The sequence below is a fragment of the Flavobacterium sp. FlaQc-49 genome, from assembly GCF_044005985.1.
In the GTDB taxonomy this organism is placed as follows: domain Bacteria; phylum Bacteroidota; class Bacteroidia; order Flavobacteriales; family Flavobacteriaceae; genus Flavobacterium; species Flavobacterium cupriresistens.
This window is the reverse complement of the sequence record NZ_JBIPCS010000001.1, coordinates 558,594-574,696: the sequence shown is the minus strand read 5'-3', so window position 1 is coordinate 574,696 and position 16,103 is coordinate 558,594. Positions and strand designations below refer to the sequence as shown.

At 34.9% G+C, this 16,103-nt stretch carries 13 protein-coding genes and 2 pseudogenes; 13 read left to right on the top strand and 2 right to left on the bottom strand.

Annotation, left to right across the window (positions count from 1 at the left end; translation table 11 throughout):
- From ACHRV3_RS02175 to ACHRV3_RS02125, 11 genes are read left to right on the top strand one after another with little or no spacing between them, the layout of a single operon-like run.
- Complete coding sequence (locus ACHRV3_RS02175) at positions 1-1,311, top strand: NAD(P)/FAD-dependent oxidoreductase (RefSeq protein WP_395434369.1); 1,311 nt, start codon at positions 1-3, stop codon at positions 1,309-1,311.
- 32 nt (positions 1,312-1,343) lie between these two features.
- A complete protein-coding gene (gene fabD, locus ACHRV3_RS02170; protein WP_395434368.1) occupies positions 1,344-3,620 on the top strand; it encodes an ACP S-malonyltransferase in 2,277 nt (758 codons plus the stop codon).
- Between the two features lie 32 nt (positions 3,621-3,652).
- On the top strand, positions 3,653-4,972 hold the full coding sequence (locus ACHRV3_RS02165; protein WP_395434367.1) for an NAD(P)/FAD-dependent oxidoreductase: 1,320 nt from the start codon (positions 3,653-3,655) through the stop codon (positions 4,970-4,972).
- Between the two features lie 20 nt (positions 4,973-4,992).
- Positions 4,993-5,226 carry a phosphopantetheine-binding protein gene (locus ACHRV3_RS02160; RefSeq protein ID WP_395434365.1) on the top strand — a complete coding sequence of 78 codons (234 nt, stop codon included), beginning with the start codon at positions 4,993-4,995 and terminating at the stop codon, positions 5,224-5,226.
- 16 nt (positions 5,227-5,242) lie between these two features.
- Entirely contained in the window at positions 5,243-6,502 is a 1,260-nt protein-coding gene (locus ACHRV3_RS02155; protein ID WP_395434364.1) for a beta-ketoacyl synthase N-terminal-like domain-containing protein, read from the top strand.
- 23 nt (positions 6,503-6,525) lie between these two features.
- Entirely contained in the window at positions 6,526-7,773 is a 1,248-nt protein-coding gene (locus ACHRV3_RS02150) for a hydroxymethylglutaryl-CoA synthase family protein (RefSeq protein ID WP_305070184.1), read from the top strand.
- The gene (locus tag ACHRV3_RS02145; protein ID WP_395434363.1) at positions 7,764-8,552 is read left to right on the top strand and encodes an enoyl-CoA hydratase/isomerase; all 789 of its coding nucleotides are present in this window, start codon (positions 7,764-7,766) and stop codon (positions 8,550-8,552) included. The genes ACHRV3_RS02150 and ACHRV3_RS02145 overlap by 10 nt, the downstream gene beginning before the upstream one ends.
- Positions 8,540-9,286, top strand: coding sequence for a polyketide synthase (locus ACHRV3_RS02140; RefSeq protein ID WP_395434362.1), 747 nt, complete (start codon positions 8,540-8,542; stop codon positions 9,284-9,286). Before ACHRV3_RS02145 ends, ACHRV3_RS02140 begins: the two co-directional genes overlap by 13 nt.
- A 23-nt stretch (positions 9,287-9,309) precedes the next feature.
- Positions 9,310-10,281, top strand: a complete 972-nt coding sequence (locus ACHRV3_RS02135; RefSeq protein ID WP_395434360.1) for an acyltransferase domain-containing protein — start codon at positions 9,310-9,312, stop codon at positions 10,279-10,281.
- Complete coding sequence (locus ACHRV3_RS02130) at positions 10,271-11,011, top strand: 4'-phosphopantetheinyl transferase superfamily protein (RefSeq protein WP_047778059.1); 741 nt, start codon at positions 10,271-10,273, stop codon at positions 11,009-11,011. The genes ACHRV3_RS02135 and ACHRV3_RS02130 overlap by 11 nt, the downstream gene beginning before the upstream one ends.
- Positions 11,011-11,700, top strand: a complete 690-nt coding sequence (locus tag ACHRV3_RS02125; RefSeq protein ID WP_395434359.1) for an MBL fold metallo-hydrolase — start codon at positions 11,011-11,013, stop codon at positions 11,698-11,700. The genes ACHRV3_RS02130 and ACHRV3_RS02125 overlap by 1 nt, the downstream gene beginning before the upstream one ends.
- Positions 11,701-11,753: 53 nt before the next feature.
- On the opposite strand, the pseudogene ACHRV3_RS02120 reads toward ACHRV3_RS02125, so the two are convergent.
- Positions 11,754-11,990: pseudogene (locus ACHRV3_RS02120) on the bottom strand (tRNA uridine-5-carboxymethylaminomethyl(34) synthesis GTPase MnmE); the annotation flags it as partial.
- A 365-nt stretch (positions 11,991-12,355) separates the two neighbouring features.
- A complete protein-coding gene (locus ACHRV3_RS02115; protein ID WP_395434357.1) occupies positions 12,356-14,251 on the bottom strand; it encodes a flavin monoamine oxidase family protein in 1,896 nt (631 codons plus the stop codon).
- A 303-nt stretch (positions 14,252-14,554) separates the two neighbouring features.
- Between ACHRV3_RS02115 and ACHRV3_RS02110 the strand changes: the two are divergent.
- Both ACHRV3_RS02110 and ACHRV3_RS02105 read left to right on the top strand, forming a co-directional pair.
- Positions 14,555-15,001: pseudogene (locus ACHRV3_RS02110) on the top strand (IS6 family transposase).
- A gap of 343 nt (positions 15,002-15,344) precedes the next feature.
- Positions 15,345-16,103 (top strand): hypothetical protein, encoded by a 759-nt coding sequence (locus ACHRV3_RS02105; RefSeq protein ID WP_395434355.1) that lies wholly within the window; start codon positions 15,345-15,347, stop codon positions 16,101-16,103.

Sequence of the window (16,103 nt, the reverse complement as noted above, 5' to 3'; positions counted from 1 at the left end):
ATGGATAATAAAACGGCAATTATATTAGGAGGAGGTATTTCTGGATTATTGGTTTCAAAAGTACTCAGCAAAAAGTATGAAAAAGTAATCATCATCGAAAAAGACAAACTGGAAGATAAACCAGAAGTACGACAAGGACAATCTCATGCAGGACAGTTTCATGTGTTACTGCTTAGAGGCTTAAATACCTTAGAACACTATTTTAAGGGGATTACAGGAGAGCTAAAAGATAGTGGCGCGGTAGAGTTAGATCTGGGAAATGGTGCTTACTGGTATTCTTATGGAGGAGTAAAACAAAACAAGATTACAGGTATAAACACCTTATTATCGAGCAGAAAAATAATTGACTATACACTTCGAAAAAGGGTAGAGAAAATACCTAATGTTCAAATAGTAGATAAAACCAAATATATTGATCTTATTGAAGAAAACGGAACAATTAAAGGCGTAAAAGTTAAAGGGATAGATACTGAAGAATATGAAATAAAATCAGATTTGGTTATTGATGCAACCGGAAGAGGTTCCTTAACGCCTAAGTGGTTAGAGAATAACAATTTCTCAAAAGTAGAAGAGGAGAGAACCGTCGTTAATATTACCTACAAAACAGCTATATACAACAGCCCAAAAGGAGGACTTCAGGACGGAAAGATGCTGATGTACTCGCCAACATCTCCCGAAAAAATAGGAGTAGTGATACAACCTATTGAAAATAATCAAAACTTGGTTTGTGTAGCGGGTTGGCATAAAGAAGATCCTCCGACTGATGAAGATTTACTTGAATTCCTTAAACAATTACCGGATGAAAGATTTTATAAGGTATTATCTGCATGCAATAAAGAGAGCGATTTTGTAACCTACAAGGTTCCTTATTGTTTAAGGAGATATTTTGAAAAATTAGCTGATTTCCCTAGAGGATTCCTTCCGATAGGTGATGTGTTTTGTAATTTGAATCCGGCACACGGACAAGGTATAACCTCAGCTTGTTTGCAAGTAGAAATTTTAGAGAAGCTAATACAGAAACATGATCCGGCAAATATGTCTGCAATCTATTTTAAAAAAATAGTTAAGGTTTTAGATGAGTGTTGGAGTGCCTCAGCCTATGAAAATTTCAGATACGAGGAAACTATAGGTATAAAACCTAAAGCACTAAACCTTGTTAATAAATATATGGTAGCAATTCATAAAGCAGCCAATAAGGATGCATCAGTATATGCTGAGCTGGTAAAGGTTTCTGTTATGATAAAACCTGCAATGAATTTATTTTCTCCTCCTTTTATGTGGAAAGTATTCGCGGCTAATATGCGTAAATAGTTTTTTTATTAATTAAAACCAAGGAAGAACCAATGAAAGCAATAATGTTTCCAGGACAAGGAGCCCAATACAAAGGAATGGGGAAGGACCTTTTTGAGAAGTATAAAGACAAAATGGAAATAGCCTCAAATATCCTCGGATATGACCTAGAAGAATTATGTCTCAAAGATCCAAAAAAAGAACTTAACAAAACAGAATTTACCCAACCTGCTTTGTTTGTTGTTAACGCATTAAAGTACGAGGAACAATTTGCTTCAACCCAAGCAAATTATTTTATCGGTCATAGTTTAGGCGAATATAATGCTTTATTGGCAGCAGGAGCATTTGATTTTGAAACAGGAGTACGAATTGTACAAAAGAGAGGAGCTTTGATGGGAGAAGCTTCCGGGGGAGCTATGGCAGCTGTTTTAGGATTAGATGAAATTGCTTTAAAAGAAAAACTGGAAGAAGGAGGACATCATGCTATAGATATTGCTAATTTCAATACGCCAGCACAAGTAGTAGTATCTGGTCCTGAAGCTGCAATCAATCAGTTGGTAAAAGATTTTGATCAGCAAAATATAAAAATTATTCAATTGCTGGTTACAGCACCATTTCACTCCAGATATATGCAAAGCGCAGTAGAAGAGTTTAATAATTTTATTCATAAGCTAGAATTCAATAAGCTCAAAGTTCCGGTAGTTTCTAATGTTACGGCTAGAAGTTATAACCAGCATCAAATTAAAGATTTACTGAGTAAGCAAATAGCAAGTTCGGTGCAATGGGTAGATTCTATCCGTTATCTGATGGGGAAGAATGTTAAAGAATTCGAAGAAGTAGGAGGAGATAGATTAACCAAAATGGTTGAGCAAATTCAGAACAATTGTACGCCCATCTATGAAGAAATAAAGATAGGAAGGGGAATCTTTAATAGCGAAAAGCAAGTAGAGAAAGAAACAACAGAAACAACCATCAATCATAGAATAAATACATTAGGAAGTAGCACATTTTGTAAAAGATACGACACCTCTTATGCTTATGTAGCAGGAGGTCTCCATATGGGAATAGCTTCTGTAGAGATGGTAAAAAAAATGGCGAATTCTCAGATGTTAGGTTTTTTGGGAACCAAAGGGCGCACCATAAAAGAAATTAATAATGATATAGAAAAGCTTCAGGAACAAGTAACAAAAGAAAGACCTTTTGGAGTTAATTTATATCACAATATTCTTGAACCCAATAAAGAAATTGAATTAGTTAATAAGTTGTTAGATAATGGGATTACAATAATTGAAGCAGGAGGATTTAGCCAAATCACCCTGGCATTGGCCTATTTTAGGACGGTTGGATTAGTAAGGAAAAAGGATCAGAGTATAAAATGTAAAAACCAAATCATAGCCAAAATATCGCGACCAGAAGTAGCAGAAGGTTTTATGAAACCAGTTCCTGAAAGACTTATTAAAAGGTTGTTGGACAAAGAATGGATAACACAAGATCAAGCAGAAATGGCAAGAGAAATTCCTTTAAGTGGTGATATCTGTATTGAAGCAGACCCGGGAGGCGTTACGCATAGAAGCGCTGCATTTGTTTTGTTTCCTTCTATAAAAAGTTTACGCAACCAAATACAACAGCAATATGAGTATAAAGAACCCATACATCTGGGAATTTCCGGAGGAATAGGAACACCGGAAGCGGCTGTTAGTGCTTTTGTCATGGAAGCCGATTTTGTACTTACAGGTTCAATTAATCAGTGTACTGTAGAATCTTGTTTAAGTCCTATAGCCAAAGAGTTATTGCAAAATAGTGATGTACAAGATACAGCCTACATCCCGGACGAAGAACTATTTGAGATCGGTATACAAGCTCAGGTATTAAAGAAGGGAGTTCTCTTCGCAACACGTGCCAAAAAACTTTACGAGTTGTACCAACGATATGATAGTTTAGAAGCAATACCTGATGATGTAAGGGAGCAATTAGAGCTTAAATACTTCAAGAAAACTTTGCCTGAAGTATGGAAAACGATCAAGCAAGAGTTTATACAAAGAGCTGAAATATCACAAATAGAGAGTATCGAAGAAAGACCTAAGAAAAAGATGGCTACCCTATTTAAGTATTATCTAAGGCTGGCAAGTCAATATGCATTGGATGGAATTACAGAGGAACAAGGTAATTTTCAAATACAAAGCGGAGCAGCTTTAGGAGCATTTAATCAATGGGTAAAAGGAACCCCATTAGAAGTATGGCAAAATAGACATGTAGATGAAATAGGCATAAAAATTATGGAAGCTGCAGAAAAACTAATGAAGAATAAATTCACGTTGGCCGAAGTATAATTACGAAGTAAAAATAGTAAAATAGTAAGAGTATGAATACCAAAAGAGAACATGCAGTAGTAATCGGAGGGAGTATGGCTGGTTTAGTTACAGCAAGAGTACTAAGCAAACATTTTAGAAATGTAACGATTATAGAAAAAGATAAAGTAAATGATAAACCAGAGACGAGAAAAGGACAACCTCAAACCAGGCACATTCATTTGGTATTAGCCCAGGCAATGAATATACTCTTGGGGTATTTTCCTTCGCTAAAAAAAGAATTAATAGAAGCCGGGGCATTAGAACTGGATGTATGTAATGATTATAATTGGTATTCTTATGGAGGATATAAGAAAAAAGGAGTTACAGGAATTACAGCCCTTACTATGACAAGGGAACTTCTGGAATATCATGTAAAAAAGCATGTTTTGAGCATCGGGAATATTACGATTCTAGATGAAACCAAAGCGTTAGAAATGAAAATGAAAGATGAAAATGTCTACGCCTTAGTATTAGAAAAAGCAGGAGAAAAACAGCTTATAAATACCGATTTTGTAGTAGACGCATCAGGAAGAGGAACCAGAGCTTATAAATGGTTAGAGCAGCATGGATATGCGACACCGGAAGAAACTAAGATCAAGATTGATATAATGTACGTAACAATATTATTGGAGCGTAAAGAAATACCTCAAGGAAAAAAAGCAGAAGTAATTAGCTACACTCCGGATGCACCAAACGAAAAATTAGGAGCTGTACTTATGCCTATTGAAGAGAATAGATGGGTACTTACGCTAATAGGAATGAGAGGAGTTGAACCACCTCAAAATGATGAGGAATTATTAAAATTCTTAAAAGGACTTCCTATTTCAGGATTATATGATACTGTGTCTGAAGCTAAGAGACTTACAGATTTTCTAGTATTTAAATGCCCACATAGTATAAGAAGACATTATGAAAAACTAAAAAAATTCCCGGGCTCTTATGTTGTTTTAGGAGATGCAGTTTCAAACTTCAACCCTATGTATGCGCAAGGAATGGCATCCTCTATATGCCAGGCCAAAGTTTTAGACGAAGTACTGACAATTATTCCGGCAAATGATAAAGTATTTAAGCCTCATATAAAAAAAGTAAATGACGTAATAGAAGATTTTTGGACTGCGGGCTCTTATGAAGATTTTAAATATCCTGAAACAGAAGGAGAAAAACCTGTTGGACTAAAAATGGTTAATGGATACATGAAAGCTTTGCAAAAAGCAGCCAATAAAGACACAGAATTATTTAAAGAAATATTAGAAGTAGCGGGATATCTTAAATCAGGAAAAACACTATTTAGACCCAAAATTATGTGGAAAGTATTTAAAACAAATTTATAATTAACATAAAAAACAAGAATATGAAAAATCAAATAATAGAGCAAATCAGAGAAAATTTACTTGAGATTATTCCAGAACTGGAAGGAAAAATACTATCTAATGATGAGAAACTATCAGATATTGGAGCAAATTCTATCGATAGAGCAGAATTAATCGCATTAACATTAGAACAATTAGAGAAAGAAATTCCTAGAATAGAATTAGCAGGAGCACAAACCATAAATGAATTAGCAGAATTGATTGCTGAAAAATAAAAACACCTGTGTTGCTATGAGTACAGATCAAATACATAAAGCTTGTGTAACAGGAATGGGAGTCGTTACCCCAGTAGGAATAGGAATTCCCGCTTTTACAGAGGCTTTAAAAAACGGAAAATCGAATTTTGCTATAAAAGAGTATGTTATAGAAGATAGAACCTTTAAATACGTATATGGGAAAGTAGAAGATTTTGATCTAAAAAAAAACATATCAGATAGTGAGCTTGAGGAGCATTGGAAACTAAAAGTTAAACGTTTACGTGATATTTCATTAAGTACTGCTTATGGAACATTTTGTGCTCTGGAAGCTTGGCATCAAGCCAAGCTTCCGTCAACGATAGATAAAAGTAAAATAGCTATAGTTGTAGCAGGCAGCAATACACAACAGCAGCATTGTCAGGATATCAGAGAAACGTACAAAAATAAAATGCAATTCATGAAACCTTCCTATGGATTCAATTTTTTGGATAGTGATATGATAGGTGTAGCATCAGAATTATTTGAGATTACAGGAGAAGGATTTACAGTTGGAGCAGCCAGTGCCAGTGGAAACATGGGAATCATTCAAGCTTGCAGACTTATAGAAACTCAAGCATATGATGTTGTTATGGTAATTGCTCCTATGATGGATTTATCCGTTTATGAATACCAAGGATTTTCTGCTTTGGGAGCTATGCATCCAGTAGCATCAGAGACAGCGGAAATTCCCCTGTACAAACCTTTCGATATCAATCATTCAGGATTTGTATACGGACAAAATGCTGGAGCAATTATTTTAGAATCAAAGCAGCATGCGCAGCAAAGAAAAGCAAAAGTGTTTGGAACGATATCTGGCTATGGAGTGACACTAGATGCCAATAGAAACCCAAATCCTTCAGTAGATGGAGAACAAAAGGCTATAGCTAAAGCGATGCAAAAAGCAGGTATTCTGGCAGAACAAATTGATTATATTAATGCGCATGGCACAGGGGCAAAACTGGGAGATCATACAGAGATTGAAGCTTTGATTAATCTGGAACTCAGAAACAAACCGATAAACAGCACAAAATCACTAATTGGTCATGGTATCACAGCAGCAGGAACTGTTGAAGCTATTGCGAGTCTGATACAAATGAATGGAAATTTTGTGCACGAAAATCTTAATTTAGAAACACCGATAGATTACCCTATGGACTGGATACAAAGTTATAGAGAGGCCCATTCAATACAATACGCATTAAGTAATAGTTTTGGTTTTGGAGGTATCAATACAGCTATTATTCTAGAAGCATAACCAAAATAGAATCAGAAAAAAATATGAGAGCAGGAATAGAAGCTATAAATATATATTGTGGATCAGCAGTCATAGACGTTGCTGAATTAGCAAAACATCGACAATTAAACACCGAGCGATTTGAGAATTTGTTAATGAAAGAGAAAACAGTGCCAATGCCCTATGAAGATCCGATCTCTAATGGGGTTAATGCAGCAAAACCCTTATTGGATGCATTGACAGATGAAGAAATAGAAAGCATAGATATGTTGATCACTTGTTCAGAATCAGGTATTGATTTTGGAAAGTCGATGAGTACGTACATACATGATTATTTAAAATTGAGTCGAAATTGCAGGTTGTTCGAACTCAAAAATGCCTGTTATTCCGGAACGGCAGGTCTTCAGATGGCTATTAATTTTATCCTTTCGGGTACCGCTGTGGGTAGAAAAGTTTTAGTCATCGCTACAGATATTATGAGGATGAGTACAGTAGAAGGAGGAGCCATGGAAATGTCTTTTGTAGAGCCTTCATCCGGATCCGGGGCTGTAGCCATGCTGATTAGTGATCAACCAAAAATATTTGAAATAGACAAAGGAGCCAGCGGTTATTACGGTTATGAGGTTATGGATACTTGCAGACCCGTTGCAGACAAAGAAGCGGGAGACTCAGATTTATCTTTATTATCTTATCTGGATTGCTGCGAAAACAGCTTTAAAGAATACCAAAAGAGAGTTGATGATACAGATTATCAGGATAGTTTTCAATACTTAGTCTTTCATACACCATTTGGAGGAATGGTAAAAGGTGCACACCGAACCAATATGCGAAAATTCAAGAAGGCAAAACCGGATCAGATCGAAGAAGATTTCCAAGGGCGTGTAGCTCCTTCTTTAGAATATTGTCAGAGAGTTGGAAACATTATGGGAGCAACAACTTATTTGGCATTAGTAAGCATGATTGAAAAAGGAAATTTTGAAACCCCAAAAAGAGTTGGCATATTTTCATATGGATCAGGATGCTGTTCCGAGTTTTTTAGTGGAGTGATACATCCTCAAAGTCAAATGTTAATTTCACCTTTGGCTATAGAAGAACATTTAGACGAACGAGTGGTATTATCTATGGAAGAATACGAAAGTACTTTTGCTGTTAACTCACAAATCAAATTCGGAACCAGAGATTACAAAATAGATACCACATTATATCCGGAACCCTTCAGTAAAGTAAAAGGAAAAAAGAAACTGATCTTTTCAGAAATTAAAAATTATCACAGAATTTACGAATGGGTATGATAGAGGTCAATAATAAATACAGCACCATTCTGGTAAGGCAACAACGAGAGGTTCTCCATATTCAGCTCAATAGACCCGAACAGCATAATAGTATTAATGCCTTGATGGCAAATGAACTTTTGGAGGTTTTGAAAGAGGTTAAACAAAACACAAAAGTAAAAATCATAGTATTATCCGGTAATGAAAATCAATTCTGTACCGGAATGGATTTTGAAGCGGTAGCAAATCAGCAGAAGGAAGCTTTAATGAATCAAGAACCGGATCAATATTACAATGTTTTGAAAGCGATTAGCGAAATTGATAAGGTGGTAATAACAAAAGTTGAAGGGAAAGTAAATGCAGGAGGAATAGGATTAGTTGCAGCCAGTGATATAGTACTGGCAAATAGTCAGGCAACTTTTGGTCTATCTGAAGCCTTATTTGGATTGTTACCCGCTTGTGTAATGCCTTTTTTGATGCAAAGAACTGGTCCGCAGAAAGCCAAATGGCTCACATTAATTACACTTGGAATATCGGCAGAGCGAGCTTATGAAATAGGTCTGGTAGATGAAGTGACAGATGAAATTGATAATCTGCTAAGGAAAAATATACTAAGGCTTAGTCGATTAGAAACAAATACAATTCAGGAAATTAAATCTTATACGGCAAAACTCTGGATTATAAAGGAGGATACCAAAACAATAGCAGTTAATAAATTACAGACACTAATGGAGTCTGAAACGGTACAGAAGAATATAAAGAACTTTATTGAGAAAGGAGAATATCCATGGGAGAGGTAGTAAGCATTACAGAAATCACAGAAGAAATTGTACAAATTACGATGCAAGATAAAGTGTCAAGAAATACATTTTCTAAAGAACTAATGCAAGGATTAAAACAGGCTTTTGCAATTGTAAATCAAAATAAAGCGTATAAAGTAGTAATTCTAATAGGTTACGATAGCTATTTTTCTTGCGGAGGAACCCCGGATGAGTTACAACAAATATATGATGGAAAGTTGAAATTTACGGAATTAGATTTTTTTACAGCACCAATTGATTGTGAGATTCCTGTAATTGCTGCCATGCAAGGACACGCAATTGGGGGAGGACTTGTTTTCGGATGTTATGCAGATTTTCAAATTTTAGGAAAGGAAAATATATATACTGCAAATTTCATGAAATACGGATTCACTCCGGGTATGGGAGCAACTTACATGGTGCCACTGCGTTTTGGTTCCTCTTTAGGCAGCGAAATGCTTTTTACAGCCGAAAGTTATAGGGGAGGAGAATTGCAGGAACGAGGAGTCTCTTTACACGTAGTTCCAAAAAAAGAAGTTCGTACAGAGGCAATAGCATTAGCAAAGAAATTAGCTGAGAAGCCAAGACTTTCATTAGTGACGCTAAAAAAACATATGACATCAAAAATCAAGAGGAGTTTAAAGGATATATTTGAGCAAGAATTAGAAATGCATAAAATAACTTTTCATCAACCACAGGTTAAAGAAAATATAAAAGCTTTGTTCGAGAGGTAAACATTAGTAATCTTACACAAGATATGAAAAAGTATAAAGTTGTCTTTTTATTTTCTGGCCAGGGTAGTCAGTATCGTAATATGGGAAAAAGCCTATTCATGGACCATGCTGTTTTTAGATCAAGCATGGAGGAAAGTGATCTGATTTTTCAGAAGTATTTGAATAGATCTCTTGTGCATGAGCTTTATGGTAAAGATGACTCAGATTTTGATGAGCTGCTAATCACCCATCCTGCTATCGTGGCAATTGAGATTGCTATGATAGAGGTAATGAAGTCTTACAATATTTTTCCGGATTATGTTTTCGGCCAAAGTCTTGGTGAGTTTGCCGCTGGTGTTGCCAGTGGTATTTGGTCTACATCAACAGCTATAAAAGCTGCTATGGAACAGGCCAAATCTTTAACAAGGAGTAATCTGGAAGGAGGTATGCTTACTGTTATAAACGCAGAGACACATCATAAATTTAAAATATATGAACAATACAATTTGTACCTGGCCATCGATAATTTTAAGGGAAGTTATACGGTCTCCGGAACAACATCAAATTTGGATCAATATCAAAAAATCTTAAAGGAAGAAGAGATAATACATAAACGTATTCCGGTAACTGTTCCTTTTCATTCTCCTCTCCTTAAGGAAGGTTTACATGATTTTTCGTATTATATGCAACAAGGTATTGATTTGGTTCGACCTAAGACACATTATTTGTCTGGCGTGACATCAGATCTTTTAAAAGAAATTGATGCCGAGTATTATAGTCAAGTGGTAAGTTCTTATTCCAGTCATAGTAAAACAATTGACTTTTTGGAACAACTCGGACCGTGTTTCTATATTGACCTGGGACCTTCGGGTACTAGTGCTACTTTTACTAAATATTCCATACTAAAAACATCTGAGTCCAGCATACAGCCTATTTTATCCCCTTTTGGAAATGAGCTTAAGCAATTAGAAAAAGTAAAAAGTTTAATTTCTAATCACTCTTCCTATGTTATATGAAGGTATTATAAGATTGGTAAGAGAAAACTCGGAACATATAGCGGGATATACCATTGTAAAAAAAGAATTAACCGATTTAAATGGATATTTAGAAGTTTTACATCCGGATGAGATCACCTATTTAAATGCTCTAAAATTCAATAGACGAAAATCTAGTTATTTGTTAGGTCGCATTAGTGCGAAGAGTGCTTTAGGCAAAATTATACCAACAAATACCGTTATGAGTTCTTTTAAAGTAGGTTTCGGTGTTTTTCAATTCCCGGTCATAGAGCAACTGTCTTGTTCTGGTTTTCAGGTATCTATTACGCACTGTGATGCTATTGGTATTTCCATAGCTTACCCGGAAGCTCATCCTATAGGGGTGGATATTGAAAAAATTAATCCGGAAAAAGTTGATTCTATGATGAATATGTTTACTCAGCAAGAAATAACTTTAGCAAATTCGTATCTGAATGATAAGGCTTCAGCCTATACATTGCTTTGGACTGTAAAAGAAAGCCTGTCTAAAATCTTAAAGACAGGAATGATGATTGATTTCAACTATTTGGAATTAGATTCCCTTGATTACAAAAATGGATTATATAGTGCAAGTTTTAAGAATTTTAGGCAATACAAATCATTTTCTATAGTTCTGGACTCTTATATTGTCTCCATTACTTGTCCCAAACGTACCGATATAGATTTAACTAATTTTGCTAAACATTTAACGCATCTAAATTTACAGTCCTGATGATTTATGTGCAACTTTTTGAGGTTACTAATGGTGTTTTTAAGAATCAATGCTATCTGGTCCATAATCAATACGAAGGTGTTTTGATTGATCCGGCTTGGGATTACGAGTTGATTACTAATTATATAGAAGAAAATGGAATTTTATTAAAGGGTGTATTGCTTACTCATGGCCACTTGGATCATGTAGATCTGGCAGGAAAATTTTCTAAAGAAAAAAATGTTCCTGTGTGGAGCTCCGATATAGATGCAATTACTTTTCGATTAACATATTCTAAATTGCAATTGGTTTCTCACTTGAAAAACTTTAAAATAGGTACAATCGAAATAACTCCAATTCTTACTCCTGGGCATACTTCAGGCAGTGTTTGTTACTTAATTGATAATCATGTGTTTTCTGGAGATACTGTTTTTATTGAAGGTGTTGGAGTTTGTTCTGAAGATGGTGCGGCATCTTTATATGATTCCGTTCAATTCTTGAAAAATTATCTGCCTGAGCACTCCCTGTTTTGGCCTGGTCATTCATATGGTGAAGCACCGGGAAAATCAATTTCTTATCTAATGATATACAATATTTACTTTCAGTTCATTTCGAAAAAATCTTTCATTGCTTTTCGGACTCGAAAAAATCAACATAAAATATTGGAGTGGACTTTTAATAAGAAAATAGATGATCGCTTCTCTAGATGATATTACATAAAATGCTTTCTTGTAGCGTTTTAGTTAGGGTTGTTTTATGAAACCTACTTCCCAATACAGAAATTAGCAAAAATATTCCCCAACAATTCATCATTAGAGACCTGACCCGTAATAAGCCCAAATTGGTACAAAGCTTCGCGAATGTCAAGTGCCATAAGGTCGCTTGAAAGATTCGTTTCGAGACCAAATTTTACTTTTTGTATTTCATCTAATGCTTTTAGTAAAGAATCGTAATGTCTTGTATTGGTAACGATTGTTTCATTATTTCTAAGTGCCCCGTTCCGGAGCAAATTGACCACCAAGTTTTGTGGTTAATTAACGATTAAAAACTATTCATTTTTTCATGTTGTTAGAACCATACATTCGTTAAAAATATACGGATTATGGCAAACAAAATAACAGACATGAGTAAAATTAGAAAAGTAATTAAATTCTATTGAAATGGAAAGAGTAAGGGGTCTGTCGCATCTGATAATAACTTTTATCTTTAGAATTTTAAATCCATTAAAAAATGTATACTTAAAGGTCATTGTTGTTCAAAATCCATAATTCTGCAAGCAGTATATTTTAAATTAAGATTTGCAGTATAAAAAAAAGCGACGCAGAATACCTTCCACGTCGTTCCATTCATTTCTATATAATTGATTTAGATACCTTCCACCATCAAACGAGTGTCTGGTAAATTTTTCAATGGCTGTATTTTAACCTCTGGTTTTGCCATTCTCGAAATTGCATTTAATGCAGCTGCAATAGCGCCTTCTTGCCAACCAGGAAGAGAGGAAATTTGATCACCAACAATAAAAAAGTTAGCATTGCTCGCATTTTTTGTTTTCGGATCTATAATTCCAGATCCTTGTGCAATAGCATTAAATTGTTTCGTTGAATAGTTCGCATCTCCAACGGACTGCCAATATGCCCAGCCCCCCTTAATATTTGGCATATTTTGCCAAGCTATAGCAACGCCTTCTCCCAAGCCTTCGGCAAATTTCTTACCGAATTTACTGGCATCATTTCGCGCTTTGGTAAGTCGCTCATCAACGGGTAATTTTCCCCAATCGTGTGCTATTTTATCAAAATTATAAGCGCCTGTGAGCACGCCTTTTTCGTCTTGATATGCCGTAGATGGATACCAAATTTGTTGAATTTCATTGTCTGTCCAAGAGATTCCTCCAAAAATAGGTACAACTCCTACTTCAGATTTTTCAACTCCCATTGTCTTGAGATTTATTGGGCTTCCTTGCCATAAATATCGATTTGCTTGCCAGCCCACTTTGGAGGTACAGGCTAAAAAACGCGGAACGTATCCGTCTTTTCGCGGTTTATAACCTGGAGCTTGTGTTGGTTCAAATTGTGCCACAAAAACGGCTTCTAATGCATCTTTAAATTCAGGTTCAAGTCCCGATTTTAGGAGATCAGAATCTAGAATGTTTTTCAAAAAAGGCATCGCAAGGTTGCAAACACAATAATCAGCTTCGTAATAGATCGGTTCTTCTGTTCCAACTTGTCCAACCGAAATGATGTACTTTTCTTTAGTTGAGTCCCATTTTATTTTTTTTACAGGACTATTCAAAAGAATATTTCCTCCCAAAGCTGCCACTTGTTGAGCAAAAGCGTGTTGCACCTGATCCATTCCTCCAACGGGTTGAAATAAAGTAGGTTGCCAAAGAAAATCTGTAGGTTGATAGAATTTTGTGCCTTCCCAAAATTTTGATTCGAGCAATTTATCAAAACTCAAAACATCGGCTACAATTCCAGCCGCAACACCAGGTAAAACTTCATATCCAGCGCGTGTTTTTCCATCCTCGAAGCCAGGTGATCCAGCCGTTGCGCTATAGGTTCCATCTACATCAAGCTCTCCGAAACTGATCATCAAACTTTGTAATTCTTCAACGCGTGTTTTAAGATTACTTTCACTAATTCCTACTTTTGAATTACGAAGTAATTCTTCCGCATTTTTGTATACCATGTGCGCCAACCAACCTCTTGTATTATGATCCAAACGACGGTAAACCATAGGTTTACCTCCAAAACTTTCGTTCTTTTGAACCAAATTAGATTCAGAGTTCATCACATATATTTCAACGTCTACCGAAAAACGTTTTAAGTAAGAAAGGAGTCGTTTGTGACTGCTTGGAATACGACCAGGGCCTGCATTAAGGTAAGGTTCTGAGTCTCCCACCGGGCGCTTAAATCGAACAACTTGCGGTTCTCCTGGTTTCGAATCGAACAAATCACTGTTTGCATCTTCGATGAGTGTATCCCCTGTGCGTAAGCTCATGCAGCGTCCTCCCGTTTTATGAGATGCTTCCAGAATGGTTACTTTTGCACCTGATTCTTGAGCGAGTAGTTCATACGCGGTGGTAAGTCCGCCAACACCAGACCCGATGATTATAACCTCCTTTCCTTCTAGTTGATTTGGACTAAGTTTAATCGCTTGATTGGTAATCGTGTCTTGCATTTTTGTTGCTTTAACCAATGCGGCGAATGCAATTGATCTCGGATTGTTTTTTAAAAATTCCTGACGACTTTTGTACTGTCCCATTTTATATAAATTTTATGTTAAAAAATAAAAAATTTGATTTCTATGGTATTCGTATTTTCTTTGGGATAATCTCGAAAATGCTTTCTAGCTCTAGATTTTATTTTCCGAAATGAAATTAATGATTGAAAATAAAAAAAATGAAAAAGATGTCATTAGTGAAGGTTTTTCTGTCGTGAATGGATGTTTTTTTGTTGTGAATAAAATTGATTTATTCCAATAAAATAAATTACTTAAGGTTATTGTATGAATGCGGCTTTATAAAGAAGATTAAAATATAAAAAAGTAAAGGGAGCTAGCTGGAGAATGAACGAAACTTATATAAAAATTAGAGGTATTTGGTGCTATTTATATAGGGCAGTCGATAAATTGGATAACACAGTAGATTTTCTTCTTAATAAAAGAAGGCAAAGAATGAGTGCCCAGTGATTTCTAACTAGGGAAATAAATAATAACTGCAGACCAATGGTAATAAATATAGAGAAAAGCGGCTCGAACACTAGTGCTATAAGAGTTTACAATAAACGCTCTTTTTCGAATATCAAGATTCGGCAATGTAAATATCTCAACAATATAGTTGAACAAGATCATCGCTTTATTAAGTGGAGAATACAAAATAGTTTGGGTTTCAAAAGTTTTGAATCTGCCAAAAGAACCTTAGGTGGAATTGAAGTTATACATATGTTGAGAAAGAATCAGATGCTTAACCCAGAAACAAGTATGTTCAAATCATTTTGTAAATTGGCAGCATAATTTTTAGCTCTGCAATTTCTTTCTGTTTTTATATGGTAGATGCGACAGAACCTTCATTTTACTATTATAGCTAATTCTTGAATTAAAAACGAGTATAACTACCTTATTTTTAAATTTTTAAATTTTATATATTTGTACTAGTAATGATATTTGTTAATATAACAAAAAAACAACAAAATTATTATTTATTGTAATTCAATTACTTATACAATTTTGTCGACCCCATTATTTCAAGTAGTAAAAATAAAAATCTGTCATAAATTCACATTTCCCATCTCTACTAAATATTTTCAGCGCATCTATTTGGACTTTAAATATAATTAGCAATTTTAAAACAATTATCATGAGCATAAAATTTAACCAAGAAAATTTTTTTGTAGACAAATTTTCACTTAGCGCAAAAAGAAATAAAGACAGATCTGCTGATATCCCAAAATCTGATGAATTATCTGGTATAGAATTAAGACTTTCGAGAGTGCTAATAAAGGACAATGGAACTGCTAAGATCTTTCCATTTCCAGGTCTTGCCCAAATGTATCTTTTAATAATTGTAATTAGTGATCTTGATAATCCAATTCAAAATTTTGATTTAAAAGGATTTCACAAGGTTGATGATATGGAAGAATTACCCGTTGACCGAACAATTTTTTATTGGAAACAAACGGATAATTCGAAAATAAATCCAGGACAAATTCATGCATTTGTTTCTGTTGTAAAAAGTAAGGAAAACTTAAGAGAAGTGGGGGGGATTCTTGCTAAAGTTAAAGAAGATAAAGACTATTCAAATTTGGTTTCTGGTCTCAAAGTTATATTATCAGGTTCTACGCCATTTGGTCAAGTTGCAGATTCATTATTTAACTTAGCATCTATCGTTGGAAAATATTTAGGGAATGTTAAAGACAAACCTCTTTTAACTTGGGTTCAAAGTTTTACAGATATAAATGGTGATCTCGATTCACTAGGTAAAGCTGTAAAGGAAAAAGAAAATGATAATGCAGCATTAGCAATGACTTTAATTGTTAGAGATAAGTCTAGAGAAAAAAAAATACTACAAAATCAACCGGAAGAAATTAAGGAAAATCTTAAACTTGACATTCATTAA

Bases quoted from the DNA above. Each gene is read 5' to 3' on its own strand.
- ACHRV3_RS02130 (WP_047778059.1), top strand. From the start codon at position 10,271: ATGTTATATGAAGGTATTATAAGATTGGTAAGAGAAAACTCGGAACAT.
- ACHRV3_RS02150 (WP_305070184.1), top strand. From the start codon at position 6,526: ATGAGAGCAGGAATAGAAGCTATAAATATATATTGTGGATCAGCAGTC.
- ACHRV3_RS02140 (WP_395434362.1), top strand. From the start codon at position 8,540: ATGGGAGAGGTAGTAAGCATTACAGAAATCACAGAAGAAATTGTACAA.
- ACHRV3_RS02175 (WP_395434369.1), top strand. From the start codon at position 1: ATGGATAATAAAACGGCAATTATATTAGGAGGAGGTATTTCTGGATTA.
- ACHRV3_RS02145 (WP_395434363.1), top strand. From the start codon at position 7,764: ATGGGTATGATAGAGGTCAATAATAAATACAGCACCATTCTGGTAAGG.
- fabD (WP_395434368.1), top strand. From the start codon at position 1,344: ATGAAAGCAATAATGTTTCCAGGACAAGGAGCCCAATACAAAGGAATG.
- ACHRV3_RS02105 (WP_395434355.1), top strand. From the start codon at position 15,345: ATGAGCATAAAATTTAACCAAGAAAATTTTTTTGTAGACAAATTTTCA.
- ACHRV3_RS02135 (WP_395434360.1), top strand. From the start codon at position 9,310: ATGAAAAAGTATAAAGTTGTCTTTTTATTTTCTGGCCAGGGTAGTCAG.
- ACHRV3_RS02160 (WP_395434365.1), top strand. From the start codon at position 4,993: ATGAAAAATCAAATAATAGAGCAAATCAGAGAAAATTTACTTGAGATT.
- ACHRV3_RS02125 (WP_395434359.1), top strand. From the start codon at position 11,011: ATGATTTATGTGCAACTTTTTGAGGTTACTAATGGTGTTTTTAAGAAT.
- ACHRV3_RS02155 (WP_395434364.1), top strand. From the start codon at position 5,243: ATGAGTACAGATCAAATACATAAAGCTTGTGTAACAGGAATGGGAGTC.
- ACHRV3_RS02115 (WP_395434357.1), bottom strand. From the start codon at position 14,251: ATGGGACAGTACAAAAGTCGTCAGGAATTTTTAAAAAACAATCCGAGA.
- ACHRV3_RS02165 (WP_395434367.1), top strand. From the start codon at position 3,653: ATGAATACCAAAAGAGAACATGCAGTAGTAATCGGAGGGAGTATGGCT.